Raw genomic sequence first — 16848 nt, 5'->3', positions numbered from 1 at the left:
TGCTGCCGACATGGTCGTTGAATCTCCCGAAGCCCGGCTGCTGATCGTCGAGGACGAGCCGAACATCCTCGAACTGCTCGCGGCCAGCCTCCGGTATGCCGGATTCGAGGTCCACACCGCGTCCAACGGCGGAGAGGCGGTGGCCGCGGCTCAGCGGCACCGGCCGGACCTGATCGTGCTCGACGTCATGCTGCCCGACATGGACGGGTTCGACATCGTACGCAGGCTGCGCAGTGGCGGAACCCTCACCCCTGTCGTCTTCCTCACCGCGCGCGACGCCACCGAGGACAAGATCCGGGGCCTGACGCTCGGCGGCGACGACTACGTGACCAAGCCGTTCAGCCTGGAGGAGGTCATCGCCAGGATCCGGGCCGTGCTGCGCCGCACCGCCGGAGACCCGATGATCACCCCGCCGCGGCTGACCTTCGCCGACATCGAGCTGGACGAGGAGTCCCACGAGGTCTGGCGCGGCGGCCGGGCCGTACCCCTGTCGCCGACGGAGTTCAAGCTGCTGCGTTACTTCATGTGCAACGCCGGCCGGGTGCTGTCCAAGGCGCAGATCCTCGACCACGTGTGGGACTACGACTTCCGCGGCGACGCCGGGATCGTCGAGTCGTACGTGTCGGTGTTGCGCCGCAAGCTCGACAACGCCCACTCCCGGCGCCACCCCCGGCTCATCCACACGCTGCGCGGCGTCGGCTACGTCATGCGGACACCACCCAGCGGCGCCTGAGCCGTGTCGGGGCGCACGCCGCTGCGGATCCGGCTCAGCGCGGCCATGCTCGCGCTGGTCGCGGTCGCCCTCGCGGTCATCGGCGTGGGCAGCGTCTCGGTGCTCCGCGACTACCTGATCACCCGCACCGACTGGAAGGTCGCCATCCTGGCCCACGAGGCGGAAAGACGGCTCGCCCAGGGCCCGGCGGCGTTCACCCGGATCAGGGTGCCGCCCGAGGGCCGAGTGGAGATCCGCGACGGCGCCGGCAAGACGCTGCTCGCGCAGGCCGGCGTCAGCGCGGAGACACTGCCGGGGCCCGGCGCCGTGACCTCCCGGGAGCCCGTGACGGTGACGGCGGTGTCGGGTGACGGCCAGTGGCGGGCCCGGGTGGTGCCCGTGAAGGGCGTCGGCACGGTCGTCGTCGCGGTGGACATGGCCTCGGTCACGCAGATCACCACCCGGCTCGCGCTCATCGAGGCGCTGGTCGGCGGTGCCCTGATGGTCCTGCTCGCCGTCGTCGGCGTCGTGATCGTACAGCGCAGCCTGCGGCCCCTGGCGGAGATCGAGGCGACCGCGGAGGCCATCGCCCGGGGAAACCTCGGCAGCCGGGTGCCCGACCGCGACCCGCGCACCGAGGTCGGGCGGCTCGCCCGCTCGCTGAACGGCATGCTCGCCCAGATCGAGGCGGCGTTCCAGGCCCGGGCGGCCTCCGAGGCCGCGGCCAGGGAGTCGGAGGCGCGCATGCGCCGCTTCGTGGCCGACGCCTCGCACGAACTGCGTACGCCGCTCACCTCGATCAGGGGCTTCGCCGAGTTCCACCGGCAGGTGCCGGACGCCGACACCACCCAGCTGATGTCGCGCATCGAGAGCGAGGCCGCCCGCATGGGCCTGCTGGTGGACGACCTCCTGCTGCTCGCCCGGCTCGACCAGCAGCGCCCCCTGCGTACGCAGCCCGTGGACCTGCTGGCCCTGGCGGGCGACGCGGTGCACGACGCCAGGACCCTCTGCCCCGACCGCGACGTGTCGCTGGTCGTCGAGGGGGACGCGGCGCTGATCGTCTCGGGGGACGAGGTGCGGCTGAGGCAGGTCGTAGGCAACCTGATGAACAACGCCACGACCCACACGCCCGAGGGAACGCCGATCACCGTGCGCGTCGGCAGCTCGGACGGCGCGGCGTTCATCGAGGTGGCCGACAAAGGGCCCGGTCTCACGCCCGAGCAGGCGGCGCGGGTCTTCGAGCGCTTCTACCGCGCCGACCCCTCCCGCACACGGCCGGCGGGCGGCAGCGGCCTCGGGCTCGCGATCGTGGAGTCACTCGTCAAGGCCCACGGAGGCGAGGTCGGCGTGGAGTCGGCCCCGGGCGCCGGCGCCGCCTTCCGCGTCACCCTCCCCCTCGCCTCCGAGGCCAACGCCTGATCGTGTGATTCCGCTGACCCCCGCGTGCTCTGGCGTGCAGGTTGGGGGGCGGAGGTCATCCGTACGGCCCTGCGTCGTGGCTGGGACCCCGCCCGGCCGGGCCGCGCCTTCCACCTCGACGTCACCGAGGACGACCTGACGGCCATGCTGGGCGTCCCGCCCGCCTACGAAGTCCCCTTCGCCCGCGACTAACCGCTTTCGCTGTTCGCTGTCTGAGACGCTGCCCGGGCGGAGTTAGGCGGGACACCAGGGGGCCGTCGCGGTAAGTGACGATATTGATGCGGATCGTGTTTCAAGCCCATAGCATTGATGCTATGGATTGGGGTACAGTCGAGCTAGAACCAGAGGCTCGGCGGTGGCTTGAAGGTCTGTCGGCCGCATCGTTCGCGAAGGTGGCGTTCTATGTCGATCTGCTCGCGGCGGAGGGGGCTCTGCTCGGGGAGCCTTACAGCAAGCAACTCGACGGCAAGTTACGCGAGCTGCGGTTCTATCTCAACGACATCGCGGTGCGAATCACCTACTGGATCGCACCCGGGCGCCGAATCGTGCTCTTGACGGTTTTCTATAAATTCAGGCCACGCGACGAGCGTGAGATAGATCGGGCGCGTCGGGCGCTGCGTCGCTGTATCGACGCGGCGCACACGGTGGATGAGGAAGAAGAAGCGGTATGAGCGAGCAGGAGAGCTGGCGGGAGCTCCGGAATCGCCGTATGGCCGAGCCCGGAGCGGTCGAAGCCTACGAGGCCGCGCGTCTCGCTTATGAACTGGGGAAGACGATCCGGGCGATGCGAGAGACGCGAGGCTGGAGCCAGAGTGATCTGGCTCGTGCCGCCGGCATGACCCAGTCGGCGGTGGCGCGGTTCGAGGCCGGAGGAACGGTTCCTACCCTGCCTGTCATCGAGCGTCTGGCGAGCGCTCTGGACGCGGATGTCGAGGTTCGCCTGACGCCCCGGGCTCCCGCGGCGTGACGCCCGCTGCCGAACAAGCGCTTCCCCGCGCCGTACCTCCCGTACGCGGCCATTCGGCGGTGGTGATCACGGACGTGTCAACCTCGCCCGATGGGAGATTCCTGAAGAGCCGTTACGAGTTCCCCAATCGGGAGCTACAGCCGTCGTTGTGGCTGTGGCAGGGTGACCGGCGGGGATTGTGAGCGTGGAGCGGCGGATCGAGCGGGACCTGCTGGAGGAGGCCCTGCAGGCCAACGAGAACGAGAGCGGTCCCATCTCGCGGCATCTGCGGGACCAGGCTGAGGAGTTGTTCCGAAGCGTGAAGTTCGCTCCGGAGTTGCTGAAGGAATGTGGATGACACGCGTGCGGGGACGGTCGTCCACGCCTCAGCGGGATGCGGCAAGGCGGTCCGGCCTTGTAGGCGTGCAGACCTTTTACGCGTGCAGACGCCGTCCAGGCGATACGGCTGCCACAAGCAGGCCGCCGCACGCCTGGACGGCTGACGCTCAGTGGCCGTCGGACGGGCTGGTCGCCGCCGGGAAGCCCTCGTCGGGGAAGGCGGTGGCGGCGCCGGGCAGGACGACCTGGTCTCCTTCGGAGAGGCCGCCCGTGATCTGCACGTAGCTGTCGCCGCGCACGCCGACCTTGACCGTACGGCGCGTCTGGGTGCCGCCGTTCGCCACCGTGACCACGGCGGTGCCGTCGCCCTGGGTGCGTACGGCCTGGGAGGGGACGTAGAGCGCGTCGGCCGCCTCGCCGGTCGTCACCCGTACGGTGGCGCTCTGGCCCAGGAGCAGCCGGGCGGGGCGTTTGTTCAGGACGATCGTCACGCCGTAACGGACCAGGCGGTTGGTGGTGGTCGCGGTCGGGTCGATGTGGGAGACCGTTCCCGGGTATTCCTGCCCCGGCTGCGTGGGCAGTGTCACGGTGGCCGCCTGACCGACCTTGAGGAAGCGGACGTCCGACTCGGTGAACATCGCCTGCACCTGCAGGTCGTCGAGGTCGCCGAGGGTGATGAACGTGCCCGAGGTGTAGCGGGAGCCGGTGGTCCCCGCGATGGACAGGATCGTGCCGTCCGCCGGAGCCGTGATCTTCACGCCGTCGAGCGCCTCCTTGGCGTCGGCCAGCTCGGTCGTCGCCTGGCTGACCTGCGCCTCTGCCTGTGCCTCGGTGAGCCGGGCGCCGCCGCCCTGGCCGCCCCGACCCGCCTGGCCTCCCTGGCCGCCGCCGAAGCCGCCGCGCCCCTGCGCACCGCCGCCGAAGCCCGCACGCCCCTGGGCGCCGCCGCCCTGGCCCTGCGGGTTCTGCCCCTGCTGGTTCTGTCCCTGACCGCCCTGCCCGGGTGCGCAGGAGGAGGAACCACCCGAGGGGTTCGGCGTGGCGGACGGATGCGCCGGTGGCGTGGGCGGGATCGAGACGCTCGTCCCGGGGTCCGGCGTGCTCGTGCCGCCCGTGGGGGCCGGATGGTGCGTCCAGGACGGTCTCGGATGCGGGTGCGGGTGTGCCGTGACCGTCGGGGTGGGCCGGGGCGTGGAGCCGCCGTGATCACCACCCTGGTAGGCCACGAGCTCGATGCTCGCCGCGCTCGCGCCCATGTTCGCCGAGGCCGCGGCCGGCCGATACGAAGGCCGGGCGGTCGCGGACGGCTGTGGCGAGGGCTGCGCGGGGCGCGTGGGCTCCTGCCCGGATGGCCGGGCGGAAGGGGTCGGGCAGGGGACAGGGCCGCCGCCGCCGGTCGTCCCGGCACCGGAGCCCGTAAAGCCCGAGCCGCCTCCGGAACCCGAGCCGCCCGCGCTCGGGACCGAGGCTCCGCTCGCGGTGGCGGTGCCGTTCTGCACGTTGTCGAGGGTCTCCTTGGCGGCGGCGAGCGCGGCCTTCGCGGCCTCGTAGTTCTCCTTGGCGATGGTGTCGTCGATCCGGGCGAGGACCTTGCCGCGGCGGACCTTCTGGCCGACCTTGACGTAGACCTTCTCGACCGTGCCCTCCGCTCCGAACGCGAGATCGCGCACGCCGTTGTCGACGGTGTTGCCGGCGGCCGAGACGTACGACGCGACCGTGCCCCGCTTGACCGAGGCGAGCGCTATCCGGTCGGCCACGGAGGTGTCGCCGCCGGTGGCGGAGATCACGGCGACGCTCGCGATGACGATCCCCGCCAGCGCGAGCCCTCCGACCCTGATGGGAGTGCTCGATCTCATGGCGGACATCCTGCTGACGTCACGTGACCGGTGGCTTGGCCGTACCTGAGAGTTGTCTGTAAATGCGCGTCCCGACCTGGACTGTCAGCAAACCCTCAGCATCGGCCTAGGTTGCCCGAAGCGGGGTTTGCCATGGTTCGACGTCGTGAAGCTGTCGACGAAGCGCAGGACATTGATTGTCAACGGTGTCCTGGTGGTACTGCTGCTCGGCGGGATCGCGGCGGCCTGGGCGTCCGTGGGAGGCGACTCCTCCGGAGACGGCCCCGCGCCGCTCACGACCCGGGTGACCCGCGGGACCGTGCTCGCCTCGGTATCGGCCTCCGGTTCCGTCGAGAGCGCCAGGACGCGCGCCCTCGATTTCGGTACGAACGGCACCGTCGAGTCCGTCCTGGTCCAGAGCGGCGACAAGGTCAAGAAGGGTCAGGTGCTCGCGCGCATCGACGACACGGCCGCCCAGGAGAGCCTGGAGGCGGCCAAGGCGAGCTTGGACGCCGCCGAGGAGGCCGACACCTCGACCGCCTCGGGCTACTCGCAGTACATCAACGCGAGGAACGCCTACCGGTCGGCCAAGCGGGCTGTGGCGGGCACGGTGATCAAGGCGCCCTTCGCCGGGGTCGTCACGGCGGTCAACGGGGCCGTGGGCGGCTCCTCGGGCGCGTCCGGCGGCGGATCCGGTGGGTCCGGCGGGTCCTCCCAGGGCGGCCTGGGGCAGTCGCAGGGCGGCGCGTCGGCATCGGGCGGGTCCGGCGGCTTCATCGACATCGCCGACCCCGCCCGCCTGCAGATCGTCGGTGACTTCACCGAGGCCGACGTCAGCAGGATCAAGGTCGGCCAGGCGGCGACCGTGTCCTTCGACGCGCTCCCCGGGGTCACCGCCGCAGGCAAGGTGACGGTGGTCGACCCGCAGCCGCAGACGAACAACAACGTCGTCCAGTACGCCGTGACGATCTCGCTGACCGACGTGCCGTCCACCGTACGGCTCGGTCAGACGGCCACGGTGCAGGTGACCGTGGGCAAGGCCGACGACGTGCTCACGGTGGCCTCCTCGGCGGTCACGACGGCGGGCGGCCAGACCACGGTGACCGTCCTGGAGAACGGCAGGCAGGTCGTGAAGCGGGTGGAGGTCGGCCTGAAGGGCGACACGACCACCGAGATCAAGTCGGGACTCCAGGAGGGCGACCAGGTGGTGCGGCCACAGGCGTCGACGACCGGCGGAGGCGGCGGCATCCAGCTTCCCGGCGGCGGGGGGTTCGGCCGCGGCTTCGGCGGCGGTGGTGGCGGTGGCTTCGGCGGCGGCCGCGGCGGAGGCAACCGATGAGGGCCGGCCCTCCGCGGGTGCCCGGCCCTCCGGCGCTCGATCCTCCCGTGCTCGACCTGCGCCACGTCACCAAGGTGTACGGCGAGGGCGAGACCGCGGTGCACGCGCTGCGCGGCGTGTCGCTCAGGGTGGAGCGCGGCGACTACGTCGCGATCATGGGCGCCTCCGGCTCCGGCAAGTCCACGCTGATGAACATCATCGGCTGCCTCGACATCCCGTCCGGCGGGACCTACCGCCTCGACGGCACCGACGTCGGCGGGCTCGACGAACGGCGGCTCGCGATCGTCCGCAACCGCAAGCTCGGCTTCGTCTTCCAGTCGTTCAACCTCATCCCCCGGATGAGCGCGCTCGCCAACGTCGAGCTTCCCCTGGCGTACGGCGGGGTCAAGGCCGCAGAGCGGCGCCGCAGGGCGCTGGCCGCGCTGGACCGGGTCGGGCTCGCCGAGCGCGTCCACCACCAGCCCAACGAGCTGTCCGGAGGCCAGCAGCAGCGGGTGGCGGTGGCCCGCGCGCTCGTCACCGCGCCGACCCTGCTGCTGGCCGACGAGCCCACGGGCGCTCTCGACAGCAAGTCCAGCGAGGACGTCATGAACATCTTCGACCGCCTCAGCGCGAACGGCCGGACCCTGGTCGTCATCACGCACGAGGAGGAGGTCGCCGCCCACGCCAAACGGGTCGTCCGCCTCATGGACGGCCAGATCGTGGAGGACGCGCGCACCACGCCGGTCGGCGGGCTGCCCCCGCGGCTCGCGGAGGTGGCCTCGTGAACGGCGCGGAGGTCCTGCGGTTCGCCCTGCGCGGCCTGGCCGCCAACAAGATGCGCAGCGCGCTCACCATGCTCGGCATCCTGATCGGCGTCGCCGCGGTGATTCTGCTGGTCGCGATCGGCGAGGGGTCCTCGCGGCAGATCCAGGCGAACATCCAGCAGCTCGGGGCCAACTCGCTGACCATCACGCCCTCCACCTCGGGAGGCGGGGGCGGTGGAGGCGGGTTCGCCCGGGCCTTCGGCGGCGGAGACGGCGGCGGGGCCGGGCGGCAGAACAACGGCCCCCGCACCCAGGCCAAGAACCTGACCGTCGAGGACGCGCGGGCGCTGGCCGACCCGGCGAACGCCCCCTCGGTCAAGAGCGTCTCGCCCGTCGTGACGGCCCAGTCCCAGACCGCGACGTACGAGGGGGCGAGCCACGCGATCGGCCAGCTCGTGGGCACCTACCCGAGCTATTTCGAGGCGTCCAACAAGCCGGTGGCCAAGGGGACGTACTTCTTCAACGACGACGTGCTCGCCGCGCGCAAGGTCGTGGTGATCGGGCAGACGGTGGCCGACGACCTGTTCGGCACGGTCGATCCCCTCGGCAAGCAGATCACCGTGTCGGGCGTGCCGTTCACCGTCGTGGGAGTGCTCAAGGAGGCCGGCTCGTCCGGCTTCCAGGACGCCGACGACGTGGCCATCGCCCCGCTGCCCGCCGTACAGCAGAGCCTGACCGGCTTCGGGCCGCTGGGACAGATCCTCGTCCAGGCCAAGAGCGCCGAGACGGTGGACGCCGCGCAGGCCGAGGTCACCGAGGTGCTCAACCAGCGGCACGGCATCACCGGCACGGCGAGCGCCGACTATCGCATCCTCAACCAGGAGACCCTGCAGGAAACGGTCGGCGCGGCGATCGGGACGTTCACGGTCCTGCTCGGCGCGGTGGCCGCCATCAGCCTGCTCGTCGGCGGCATCGGCATCACCAACATCATGCTCGTCACGGTCACCGAGCGGACCAGGGAGATCGGCATCCGCAAGGCGATCGGCGCGCCCAAGGGCGCGATCCTCGGCCAGTTCCTCGCCGAGGCGACGATGCTCAGCCTCGTCGGCGGCCTGCTGGGCGTGCTGATCGCCGTGGTCGGTGCCCAGTTCACCATCGCGGGCGTGCAACCGGTGATCGTCCCCACGTCGATCGCGCTGGCGCTCGGCGTCTCGGTCGCGATCGGCCTGTTCTTCGGCAGTTATCCCGCCAACCGTGCCGCCGGGCTGCGGCCGATCGAAGCGCTCCGCTTCGAGTGATGGCCGGACCCATGGAAGGGAGATGGATGTGAGCAGGCACGACACCGAGGAGCTTCTGGAGGCCTCTCCGTACGACGACGACCTCCAGGAGGTCCTGGCCGCGCGTCCCGCTCGGGCGGGCGGGTCGAAGCTGACGCTCGCCCTGGCCGGAGGCGTCCTGCTCGTGGCCGGGCTGCTCCTCGGCATCCAGGTGCAGAAGCTCATGGGCGGCTCCACGTCGGGCCGGTTCCCGTCCCGCGAGGCCGGCGCCGGCGCGTTCGCGGACGCTCAGGCCCCCGGAGGCGGCGGAGCGAACGGCGGGTTCGCCCGGGGCGCGGGCGGAGGCGGTGGCTTCGCGGGCGGTGGCGCCGGGCGTGCGGGCGGCGGCGCAGGGGCCGGAGGCGCCGGGGCGGGAGCGGGGCCGGGCGGCGCGACCTTCGGCACCGTCAAGCTGGTCGACGGCGACAAGATCTACGTCCAGACCGTGAACGGCGGCGTGGTCACGGTGACGACCTCGCGCGACACCAAGGTGCGGGTCACCCGGTCGGGGAAGGTCTCCGACCTCAAGCCCGGCAGCTTCGTCACCGTCGCGGGGACCCCCGACGCGCAGGGCCAGGTGGCGGCGACGTCCGTCACCGAGGGCGCGGCCCTGGGCCGGAGGGCGGGATCGTGATCGCGGCCCTGGACCGGAGGGCGGGATCGTGATCAGGGAAGGCCGCCTGCTGGTCGTCGACGACGAGCCCGACATCAGGGAGCTGCTGTCGGCGAGCCTGCGGTACGCCGGATTCGAGGTGATCACCGCGTCGTCCGGCCGCGACGCGGTGCAGATCGCCGGCAAGATGCGCCCCGACCTGATCGTGCTCGACGTCATGCTGCCCGATCTGGACGGCTTCGCCGTCACCGACCGGCTCCACGCCTCCGGGCGGCGGATCCCCGTGCTGTTCCTCACCGCCAGGGACGCGAACGAGGACAAGATCATCGGGCTCGGCTCGGGCGACGACTACGTCACCAAGCCGTTCAGCCTGGAGGAGCTGCTCGCGCGCATCCGGGCCGTGCTGCGGCGCACCCGCGGCGACACGACTCCCGCCCGGCTGCGCGTCGGCGATCTGGAGCTCGACGAGGAGTCCCGCGAGGTCTGGCGGGACGGCGCCCCCGTACGGCTGTCGCCCACCGAGTTCAAGCTCCTGCACTACTTCATGGTCAACCAGGGCCGGGTGGTGTCGAAGGCGCAGATCCTCGACCACGTCTGGCACTACGACTTCGGCGGCGACCGCAACGTGGTCGAGTCGTACGTCTCCTATCTCCGCCGCAAGATCGACACGGTCGAGCCCAAACTGATCCACACGCTCCGCGGCGTGGGCTATGTCCTCCGTGCGCCGCGTCAGTGACCTGATCCACGCCCGCGGCGCCGGTAAAAGGGCCGCCGCGAAGGCCGATGTGGAGGGCGATGCGGAGGCGGACGAGTCCGGCCGCACCCGCCGGTGGCCCCGGCCGCCGCGCCCGCTCGGCGCGCTGCGCCTGCTGAGCATCCGCGAGCTGCGGCGGCGGGTCGCGAGGACCCCGCTGTGGCTGCGGCTCGTGGCGGGGACGCTGCTGCTCGTGGCGCTCGCGATCGCGCTCACCGGCGGCTTCGCCGTACAGCTCCTGCGGGGCTACCTGGTGGACCGGGTCGACGTGCAGCTCACGGCCTTCGGGCGGCGGCCGGCGGAACCACCGGTTCCGCCGCAGGTCATGGGCAACGCGTTCCGGCCACCGCGGCAGTTCGGCTCGTTCTACGTAGTCCTGCTCGACCGGAACGGCACCGTCATCCGCACCGTTCAGGAGCCGCCGAACGCCGATTCGCTGCCCGCGCTGCCCACCCCCCGGCAGGACCGCAGGCAGTGGCTCTTCACGGTCGAGGGCTCCTCGGGAGGGTTGTGGCGGGCGATCGCCGTACGCGAGGACGACGGCGCCCGCTTCCGCGTCGCGGCCATCAGCCTGGACGATATCGACGGCACGGTCTCCCGGCTCGCGGTGATCGTCCTGGGGGTCGGTCTCGCCGTGCTCGTCGCGCTCGGGGTCGCCTGCTACTGGCTCGTACGGCGCAGCCTGCGCCCGCTGGGGGAGATCGAACGGACGGCGGAGGCCATCGCGGCGGGCGATCTGTCGCGGCGCGTCCCGCTCCGGCACCGGCGCACCGAGATGGGCCGTCTCGGCCGGTCGATCAACGGCATGCTCACCCAGATCGAGACGGCCTTCCGGGAGCGGGAGGCGTCGCAGGAGCGCATGCGCCGGTTCATGGCCGACGCCTCCCACGAGCTGCGCACCCCGCTCACCTCGATTCGTGGCTTCGCCGAGCTCTATCGGCAGCAGAACTCGCAGGACCCCGTCGTGCTGCTGCGCCGCATCGAGGACCAGGCCGTACGGATGGGCCTGCTGGTGGACGACCTGCTGCTGCTCGCCCGCCTCGACCAGCAGCGTCCCCTCGAACGCCGCCCGGTCGACGTGCTCAGCCTCGCGGCTGGGGCGGTGCTCGACGCGCAGACGCTCGCGCCGGACCGGGAGATCGACCTGCTGCGGCTGGACGACTCGGACGAACCGGTGCGGGTGCTCGGCGACGAGGCGCGGCTGCGCCAGGTCGTCGGCAACCTCGTCAGCAACGCGCTGCGGCACACCCCCAAGGGCACCTCGTTCCGCGTCGGCGTGGGGATCGTGTCCGGGTCGCAGGCCCTGATCGAGGTGGCCGACGACGGGCCCGGCCTGGCCCCCGGCGACGCCGAGCGGGTCTTCGAGAGGTTCTACCGCGCCGATCCCTCGCGCAGCCGGTCGGACGCCGGCGGCACGGGGCTCGGGCTGTCCATCGCCGCCGCACTCGTCCAGGCCCACGGCGGCACCATCACGGCCGACAGCAAGCCCGGCCGCGGCGCGGTGTTCCGCGTCCGCCTCCCCGCGTGCCCTCCTCACGGAGAGGCTCCCGACGAAAGGCTAGGGTGATCTCCCTTGCGCTACCTGTCCATCGCCGTCGCCGCGGCGGCCCTGGCCGTCACGGTGACCGGCTGCGGCGGCGGTGACGACACCGCAGCCACCACGCCCACCACGCCCACCACGGCCACCACGCAGGCCGCCGCCGGTGGTTCGGGCGCCGACTCCCGGACCGCGTTCACCGACTGCCTGCGCGAGAACGGCGTCACGCTGCCCACCGGACGGCCGAGCGGCAGACCCGGCGCCTGGCCCAGTGACAGGCCCAGCGGCAGGCCCACCGCCTGGCCGAGCGGGCGACCGAGCGGGCGGCCCGGCGGCGGTTTCGGCGGCTTCCGGTCGATGGACCCCGCCATGAGCAAGGCGTTCGAGGCGTGCCGTTCGCTCATGCCCGCCGGCGGTGGCGGGTTCGGCGGCCGGCGCGGCGCCGATCCGCAGGCCCTCCAGGCGTTCCGCACCTGCATGAAGGACAACGGCGCCGAGCTGCCCGCCAACGGAGGCGTACGCGGCCTGGCCACGGCCGACCCCAAGGTGGCCAAGGCGTACGACAAGTGCAAGGTGCTGCTCCCCACTCCGGCGGCCACGCCCGCTTCCTGACGACCGGAGCGGTTGATTCGGCGGCCTTCCACAGGGAAGGTCGGGGGTATGGCGGGGAACGACAGGCTGCGCGCCGCCCTGGAGAGCCTGCGGCGTCACCTCGATCAGGACCTGTTTCCCCTGGAAATCGGGGACGCCGCGGCCGACAGGCGCGTCCTGGCGGAGTTGCGCGGGCAGCTCGACGACTACCTGCTGCCCCGCCTGTCGGCCATCGACGCGCCGCTGCTCGCCGTGGTCGGAGGCTCCACGGGGGCGGGCAAGTCCACCCTGGTCAACTCGCTGGCCGGGGCGCTCGTGACCGAGCCTGGGGTGCTGCGGCCCACCACGCTCGCGCCGACCCTGGTGTGCAACCCCGCCGACGTCGCCTGGTTCACCGCCGCCACCGTCCTGCCCGGGCTGGCCCGGGTGACGGGCGGGGTGGCCGACGGCGGACGCGGCGAGCCGGGCACCCTGCGGATCGCCCCCGTCGACGCCCTGCCTCCCGGGCTGGCGCTGCTCGACGCCCCCGACATCGACTCGGTCGTGACGGCCAACCGCGAGCTGGCCGCGCAACTGCTCGCCGCGGCCGATTTGTGGCTGTTCGTCACGACCGCCGCGCGGTACGCCGACGAGGTGCCGTGGAGCTTCCTGCGCGTGGCCCGGGAGCGGAGCACGGCGCTCGCGGTGATCCTCCAGCGGGTCCCGGCCGAGGCCCGCGAGCCCGTCGTCGCCGACCTGACCCGGCTCCTGAACGAGAACGGCCTGGGCGGCACACCACTGTTCGCCGTGCCCGAGCTTGAGCTGCCGTCGGAGCGCGCCCGGCTGCCCGCCGACGTCGTGCAGCCGATCGCGACCTGGCTCGCCGGCCTGACCGTGGACGCCAAGGCACGGGCCGAGGTCGTACGGCGGACCCTGACCGGCGCCCTGGACAGCCTCGGCACCCGGGTGCCCGACCTGGCCGACCGGGTGGAGCGCCAGCGGGCGGGGATCGCCGAGCTGCGCGACATCGCCGTCAAGGCGTACGACGTGGCGATGTCGGCGTTCGACGAGGGGATGCGCGACGGCAGGCTGCTGCGCGGCGAGGTGCTGGCCCGCTGGCAGGACTTCGTCGGCACCGGCGACCTCATGCGGGCCCTGGAGTCCCGCGTCGGCTGGCTGCGCGACCGCCTCGTCGCCGTCTTCCGTGGCCGCCCGGCGCCCGACAAGGAGCTGCGGATCGCGCTGGAGAGCGGGGTGGAGTCGCTGATCCGCGCCACCGCCGATGCTGCCGCCGAACGGGCCGTGGAGGCGTGGCTGGCCCTTCCCGCCGGGCGCGACCTGCTGGAGAAGTCGGGAGTCGCCGTCTCGGGGCGGCTCGGCCGCGCGTCCCCCGACCTGCCCGCCCGGGCCGGCGCGGCCGTACGCGCCTGGCAGGGGCACGTGCTCGACCTCGTCCGCTCCGAAGGCGCCGACCGGCGCACGCTCGCCCGGGCGGCGTCGTTCGGCGTGAACAGCCTCGGCGTGCTGATCATGCTTGCGGTGTTCTCCACGACCGGGGGGATCACCGGCATCGAGCTGGGCATCGCCGGTGGCACCGGCGTGCTCAGCCAGAAGCTGCTCGAAGCCGTCTTCGGCGACCAGGCCGTACGCACCCTGACCCAGCGGGCCCGCGAGGACCTGCGGCAGCGTGTGCGCGCCCTGCTCGACGAGGACCGCGCCCGCTTCGTTTCCCTGGTGGAGGGGCTTGGCCCGGCTCCGGAGACGGCCGCCCGGCTGCGTGAGGCCGCCAAGGCCGTACAGGAGAGGGGCCTCCTGTGAAGCTCCCGCTGCGGAAGGCGGAGGTGTCGCTGGACGACCGGCTGGAGGCGCTCGCGGAGGCCGCCGACCTGGCCGAGGGCCGGCTCGGCCAGGAGGCCGTGGACCACGCGCGCGCCGTGGTCGCCCGGGCCGGCGTACGGCGCGGCCTGTCGGTCGAGCACACCGCTGTCGCCCTCGCCGGGGCGACGGGCAGCGGCAAATCGTCGCTCTTCAACGCCCTGTCGGGGACCGAGCTCGCCGCGGTGGGGGTGACCCGGCCGACGACCGCCAAGGCGCAGGCGGCCCTGTGGGGCGCCGCCGGCTCGGGACCGCTGCTCGACTGGCTCGACGTCCCGCTGCGTCACACGGTCGACGGCGACGCGTCGGGGCTGATCCTGCTCGACCTGCCCGACCACGACTCCATCGAGCTGTCCCACCGCAGGGAGGTCGACCGCCTGGTCGCCGCGGTCGACCTGCTGGTCTGGGTCCTCGACCCGCAGAAGTACGCCGACGCGGCCGTGCACGAGCGCTACCTGCGCCCGCTCGCCCGGCACCGGGACGTCATGGTCGTCGTGCTCAACCAGGTCGACCGGCTGCCGGAGCGGTCGGTCAAGCGCTGTCTCGACGACCTGCGCGGCCTGCTCGCGGCCGACGGGCTCGAAGGGGTGCCGGTGCTCGGCGTCTCCGCCCGCACCGGCGAGGGCGTCCCCGAGCTGCGGGCGCTGCTCGACCGGCAGGTCTCCCGCCGCCGCGCCTGGTCGTCCCGGCTCGCCGCCGACGTGGCCTCGGCCGCCGCCGCCCTCTGGGCCGAAACCCGGCCCCCGGACGCCGCGCCTCCGGCCGTCCTGCCCTCGGAAGCCCCGCTGGCCGCGCGGGAGGCGGCATCGGGGGTGGTCACCGGGCCGCCGTCTCCGGCCATGTCGCCGTCTCCCGCCGCGTCGCCGTCTCCCGCCGCGTCGCATGCGGCGGCCGGGGCGGCGCCCGCGCCGGGACGGGTCGCGGTGCCCGACGTCGCCCTGAGCAGGGCTCTCACGCGGGCGCTGGCACAGGCGGCGGGGGTGCCCGCCGTGGTCGAGGCGGTCGCGAAGTCGCATCGGCACCGCTCGATCGCCGCGACGGGCTGGCCGGTGACGCGCTGGCTGCGAAAGCTGCGGCCCGACCCGCTGCGCCGTCTCCACCTGGCCAAGGGCGCCCGTTCCTCGCTGCCCGCGGCCACCGCCGTCGAGGTCTCCGCCGTGGACACCGCCCTGCGCGACGTCGGGGCCGCCGCCGCGGCCACGGTGCCCGAGCCGTGGGCGACAGCCGTACGGCACGCGGCCCGGTCGCGGTCGCAGGAGCTGACGGACGCCCTGGACCGCACGGTCGCGGCGGCGACCTCGGGCCGTGTCTCCAGAGCCCCTCGGTGGTGGCGCGTGGCGGGGACGGCGCAGTGGCTGACCGTCGCCGCGATGGCCGTGGGCGCGATCTGGCTGCTCGTGCGCTTCGCGCTGGACTATCTCATGCTGCCCGGGCTGCCCACCCCCACGCTCGGCCGCGCGCCGTGGCCGACCGTGCTCCTGCTGGGCGGCGCGCTGGCGGGCCTGCTGATCGCGGGGCTGTGCCGGGTGTTCGCCTGGGCCGGAGGGCGGCGCAGGGCCCGCAGAGCCGCCAAGGCGTTGCGCGCCGGCATCGAACAGGTCGCCGGGGAGCTGATCGTCGCTCCGACGCGCGACGAACTGTCGCGTTACGCCCGTTTCGCCGACCGCATCACCCTCGCCGCTTCCTGACGCGTCTGAACGCGCGCGCCGCCGCGGAAGCGGCCCGGCGCCTGTCCGCCGACGTCCACGACAGAGGTCGTGCCGTCGCACCAGCGAGAGGTCGCCCCCTTCAGCGAGCGGGGGAGTCACCCTTGTCCGGCGTGGCTTCGCTCATCGCGTGCAGGGCAAGGGTGGAGTGCGCGTAGGCGCCGCCGGCGCGCATCTCCGCGGCCACCCAGATCGCCTCCATGATCTCCTCAGGACTGGCCCCCTTGTGACGGGGTCAGGCACCGGTGCGCGCACCTCGTCTCGGTGAGGCGGCGGGGAACCGCTCGCCCTTCCCCGGAGATGTCCACGCACCCGGTCAAAGCCTTCCCCTCACGCGTCCGGCAGCAGTAGTCCCCCTGATCGGGTACCCGTCGACTCACTCCTCACGTACGGCGACGACAGTCGTCACGGGAATTTGGAGCGCTCGCCGCCGTGTGCCGCGGGACGACGCGCTTGACAGCGGAAAGGCAGTATCCGGATACTGTGTGTGTCGCATCCCCTGGGATGCGGAAGTGACGCCGGGAACCCCCCGATGGAATCGGGAGCCCGGCGTTCGCGTTTTCAACGGTGGTTTTCTCCTGCTTCCAGGAAAGTGACCCGCTTCTCGAACAGGGGCCACCACAGGTTCTCCCCGCCCAGCCACCCTGTCACGATGCCGGCGAGGACATCGGCGGCCCACAACGCGGCATCCGAGCTGGCTCGCTCCCACCTGACCGTCATCCCCGCCGCGACCTGGCCGTGTCTGCGTAGCACGGTCAAGATCGCGCGGTCATGCGCGTCTTGCGTCCTGCGCGACTCGAAGACCACCGTACCGACATTGTGTGCCGACAGTTCGGGCAGCAATCGAAGCAGGCAGTGCCGCCGGGCGCGTTCCGGACGGCTGCCCATGTCGTGCAGGCTGACCGCCACCACCGAGGCGAAATCAATGGACGCCACTGCCTGCGCGATCACTGACTTGCGAGGCGTCCGCTCCGTCCTCCAATGCACCGTCGGGGCTTTCCCGTACCGCAGCGTCCATCGACGATCTGACGTGCTCAAGCCCGCTGGAGGGAATGACAACCGCAGCCAAGGCATAGACGCAGTCGTCGTCCGCGCGCACCCGGCAGCTCTCATCAACGAAGGCCCACAACACGAGCCGACC

17 protein-coding genes are annotated in these 16848 nt (G+C 72.6%); 15 read left to right on the top strand and 2 right to left on the bottom strand.

Going from position 1 to position 16848, the window contains the following annotated elements; all coding sequences use genetic code 11:
* Positions 1–10 precede the first annotated feature (10 nt).
* From OHB01_RS06360 to OHB01_RS06335, 6 genes are all read left to right on the top strand, one after another.
* A complete protein-coding gene (locus OHB01_RS06360; protein ID WP_142650951.1) occupies positions 11–733 on the top strand; it encodes a response regulator transcription factor in 723 nt (240 codons plus the stop codon).
* Positions 734–736: 3 nt separating this feature from the next.
* Positions 737–2131, top strand: a complete 1395-nt coding sequence (locus OHB01_RS06355; RefSeq protein ID WP_328709060.1) for a HAMP domain-containing sensor histidine kinase — start codon at positions 737–739, stop codon at positions 2129–2131.
* 24 nt (positions 2132–2155) lie between these two features.
* Positions 2156–2323, top strand: coding sequence for a hypothetical protein (locus OHB01_RS06350; protein WP_168066407.1), 168 nt, complete (start codon positions 2156–2158; stop codon positions 2321–2323).
* A gap of 86 nt (positions 2324–2409) precedes the next feature.
* Positions 2410–2802 (top strand): type II toxin-antitoxin system RelE/ParE family toxin, encoded by a 393-nt coding sequence (locus OHB01_RS06345; RefSeq protein WP_405394726.1) that lies wholly within the window; start codon positions 2410–2412, stop codon positions 2800–2802.
* Positions 2799–3098 (top strand): helix-turn-helix transcriptional regulator, encoded by a 300-nt coding sequence (locus OHB01_RS06340; RefSeq protein ID WP_328855079.1) that lies wholly within the window; start codon positions 2799–2801, stop codon positions 3096–3098. Before OHB01_RS06345 ends, OHB01_RS06340 begins: the two co-directional genes overlap by 4 nt.
* 178 nt (positions 3099–3276) lie before the next feature.
* Positions 3277–3435 (top strand): hypothetical protein, encoded by a 159-nt coding sequence (locus OHB01_RS06335; protein ID WP_187280613.1) that lies wholly within the window; start codon positions 3277–3279, stop codon positions 3433–3435.
* Positions 3436–3583: 148 nt separating this feature from the next.
* Here the strand turns inward: OHB01_RS06335 and OHB01_RS06330 are convergent, their stop codons facing one another.
* Positions 3584–5272, bottom strand: a complete 1689-nt coding sequence (locus OHB01_RS06330) for an efflux RND transporter periplasmic adaptor subunit (protein WP_328855078.1) — start codon at positions 5270–5272, stop codon at positions 3584–3586.
* A gap of 145 nt (positions 5273–5417) precedes the next feature.
* On the opposite strand from OHB01_RS06330, the gene OHB01_RS06325 reads away from it, so the two are divergent.
* From OHB01_RS06325 to OHB01_RS06285, 9 genes are read left to right on the top strand one after another with little or no spacing between them, the layout of a single operon-like run.
* Entirely contained in the window at positions 5418–6590 is a 1173-nt protein-coding gene (locus tag OHB01_RS06325) for an efflux RND transporter periplasmic adaptor subunit (protein ID WP_142650955.1), read from the top strand.
* The gene (locus OHB01_RS06320) at positions 6587–7357 is read left to right on the top strand and encodes an ABC transporter ATP-binding protein (RefSeq protein WP_142650956.1); all 771 of its coding nucleotides are present in this window, start codon (positions 6587–6589) and stop codon (positions 7355–7357) included. The genes OHB01_RS06325 and OHB01_RS06320 overlap by 4 nt, the downstream gene beginning before the upstream one ends.
* Complete coding sequence (locus tag OHB01_RS06315; protein ID WP_142650957.1) at positions 7354–8634, top strand: ABC transporter permease; 1281 nt, start codon at positions 7354–7356, stop codon at positions 8632–8634. Before OHB01_RS06320 ends, OHB01_RS06315 begins: the two co-directional genes overlap by 4 nt.
* Positions 8635–8662: 28 nt before the next feature.
* A complete protein-coding gene (locus OHB01_RS06310; RefSeq protein ID WP_142650958.1) occupies positions 8663–9286 on the top strand; it encodes a DUF5666 domain-containing protein in 624 nt (207 codons plus the stop codon).
* A 28-nt stretch (positions 9287–9314) separates the two neighbouring features.
* Positions 9315–10001, top strand: coding sequence for a response regulator transcription factor (locus OHB01_RS06305; protein ID WP_396691088.1), 687 nt, complete (start codon positions 9315–9317; stop codon positions 9999–10001).
* Entirely contained in the window at positions 9985–11586 is a 1602-nt protein-coding gene (locus tag OHB01_RS06300) for a HAMP domain-containing sensor histidine kinase (protein ID WP_328855077.1), read from the top strand. Before OHB01_RS06305 ends, OHB01_RS06300 begins: the two co-directional genes overlap by 17 nt.
* 6 nt (positions 11587–11592) lie before the next feature.
* Complete coding sequence (locus OHB01_RS06295) at positions 11593–12168, top strand: hypothetical protein (RefSeq protein WP_328855076.1); 576 nt, start codon at positions 11593–11595, stop codon at positions 12166–12168.
* Positions 12169–12216: 48 nt separating this feature from the next.
* On the top strand, positions 12217–13944 hold the full coding sequence (locus OHB01_RS06290) for an ABC transporter (RefSeq protein WP_142650962.1): 1728 nt from the start codon (positions 12217–12219) through the stop codon (positions 13942–13944).
* On the top strand, positions 13941–15689 hold the full coding sequence (locus tag OHB01_RS06285) for a YfjP family GTPase (RefSeq protein ID WP_328855075.1): 1749 nt from the start codon (positions 13941–13943) through the stop codon (positions 15687–15689). The genes OHB01_RS06290 and OHB01_RS06285 overlap by 4 nt, the downstream gene beginning before the upstream one ends.
* Before the next feature lie 579 nt (positions 15690–16268).
* Here the strand turns inward: OHB01_RS06285 and OHB01_RS06280 are convergent.
* Positions 16269–16658, bottom strand: a complete 390-nt coding sequence (locus OHB01_RS06280) for a hypothetical protein (RefSeq protein ID WP_328855074.1) — start codon at positions 16656–16658, stop codon at positions 16269–16271.
* Positions 16659–16848 lie beyond the last annotated feature (190 nt).

The sequence above is a fragment of the Microbispora hainanensis genome (assembly GCF_036186745.1).
GTDB lineage: Bacteria > Actinomycetota > Actinomycetes > Streptosporangiales > Streptosporangiaceae > Microbispora.
This window is presented reverse-complemented; position numbering and strand designations above follow the sequence as displayed.

What these genes read in the sequence shown, in the direction of transcription:
- OHB01_RS06360 (WP_142650951.1), top strand. Translation starts at nt 11, where the DNA reads ATGGTCGTTGAATCTCCCGAAGCCCGGCTGCTGATCGTCGAGGACGAG.
- OHB01_RS06345 (WP_405394726.1), top strand. Translation starts at nt 2,410, where the DNA reads ATGCGGATCGTGTTTCAAGCCCATAGCATTGATGCTATGGATTGGGGT.
- OHB01_RS06340 (WP_328855079.1), top strand. Translation starts at nt 2,799, where the DNA reads ATGAGCGAGCAGGAGAGCTGGCGGGAGCTCCGGAATCGCCGTATGGCC.
- OHB01_RS06330 (WP_328855078.1), bottom strand. Translation starts at nt 5,272, where the DNA reads ATGAGATCGAGCACTCCCATCAGGGTCGGAGGGCTCGCGCTGGCGGGG.
- OHB01_RS06320 (WP_142650956.1), top strand. Translation starts at nt 6,587, where the DNA reads ATGAGGGCCGGCCCTCCGCGGGTGCCCGGCCCTCCGGCGCTCGATCCT.
- OHB01_RS06290 (WP_142650962.1), top strand. Translation starts at nt 12,217, where the DNA reads ATGGCGGGGAACGACAGGCTGCGCGCCGCCCTGGAGAGCCTGCGGCGT.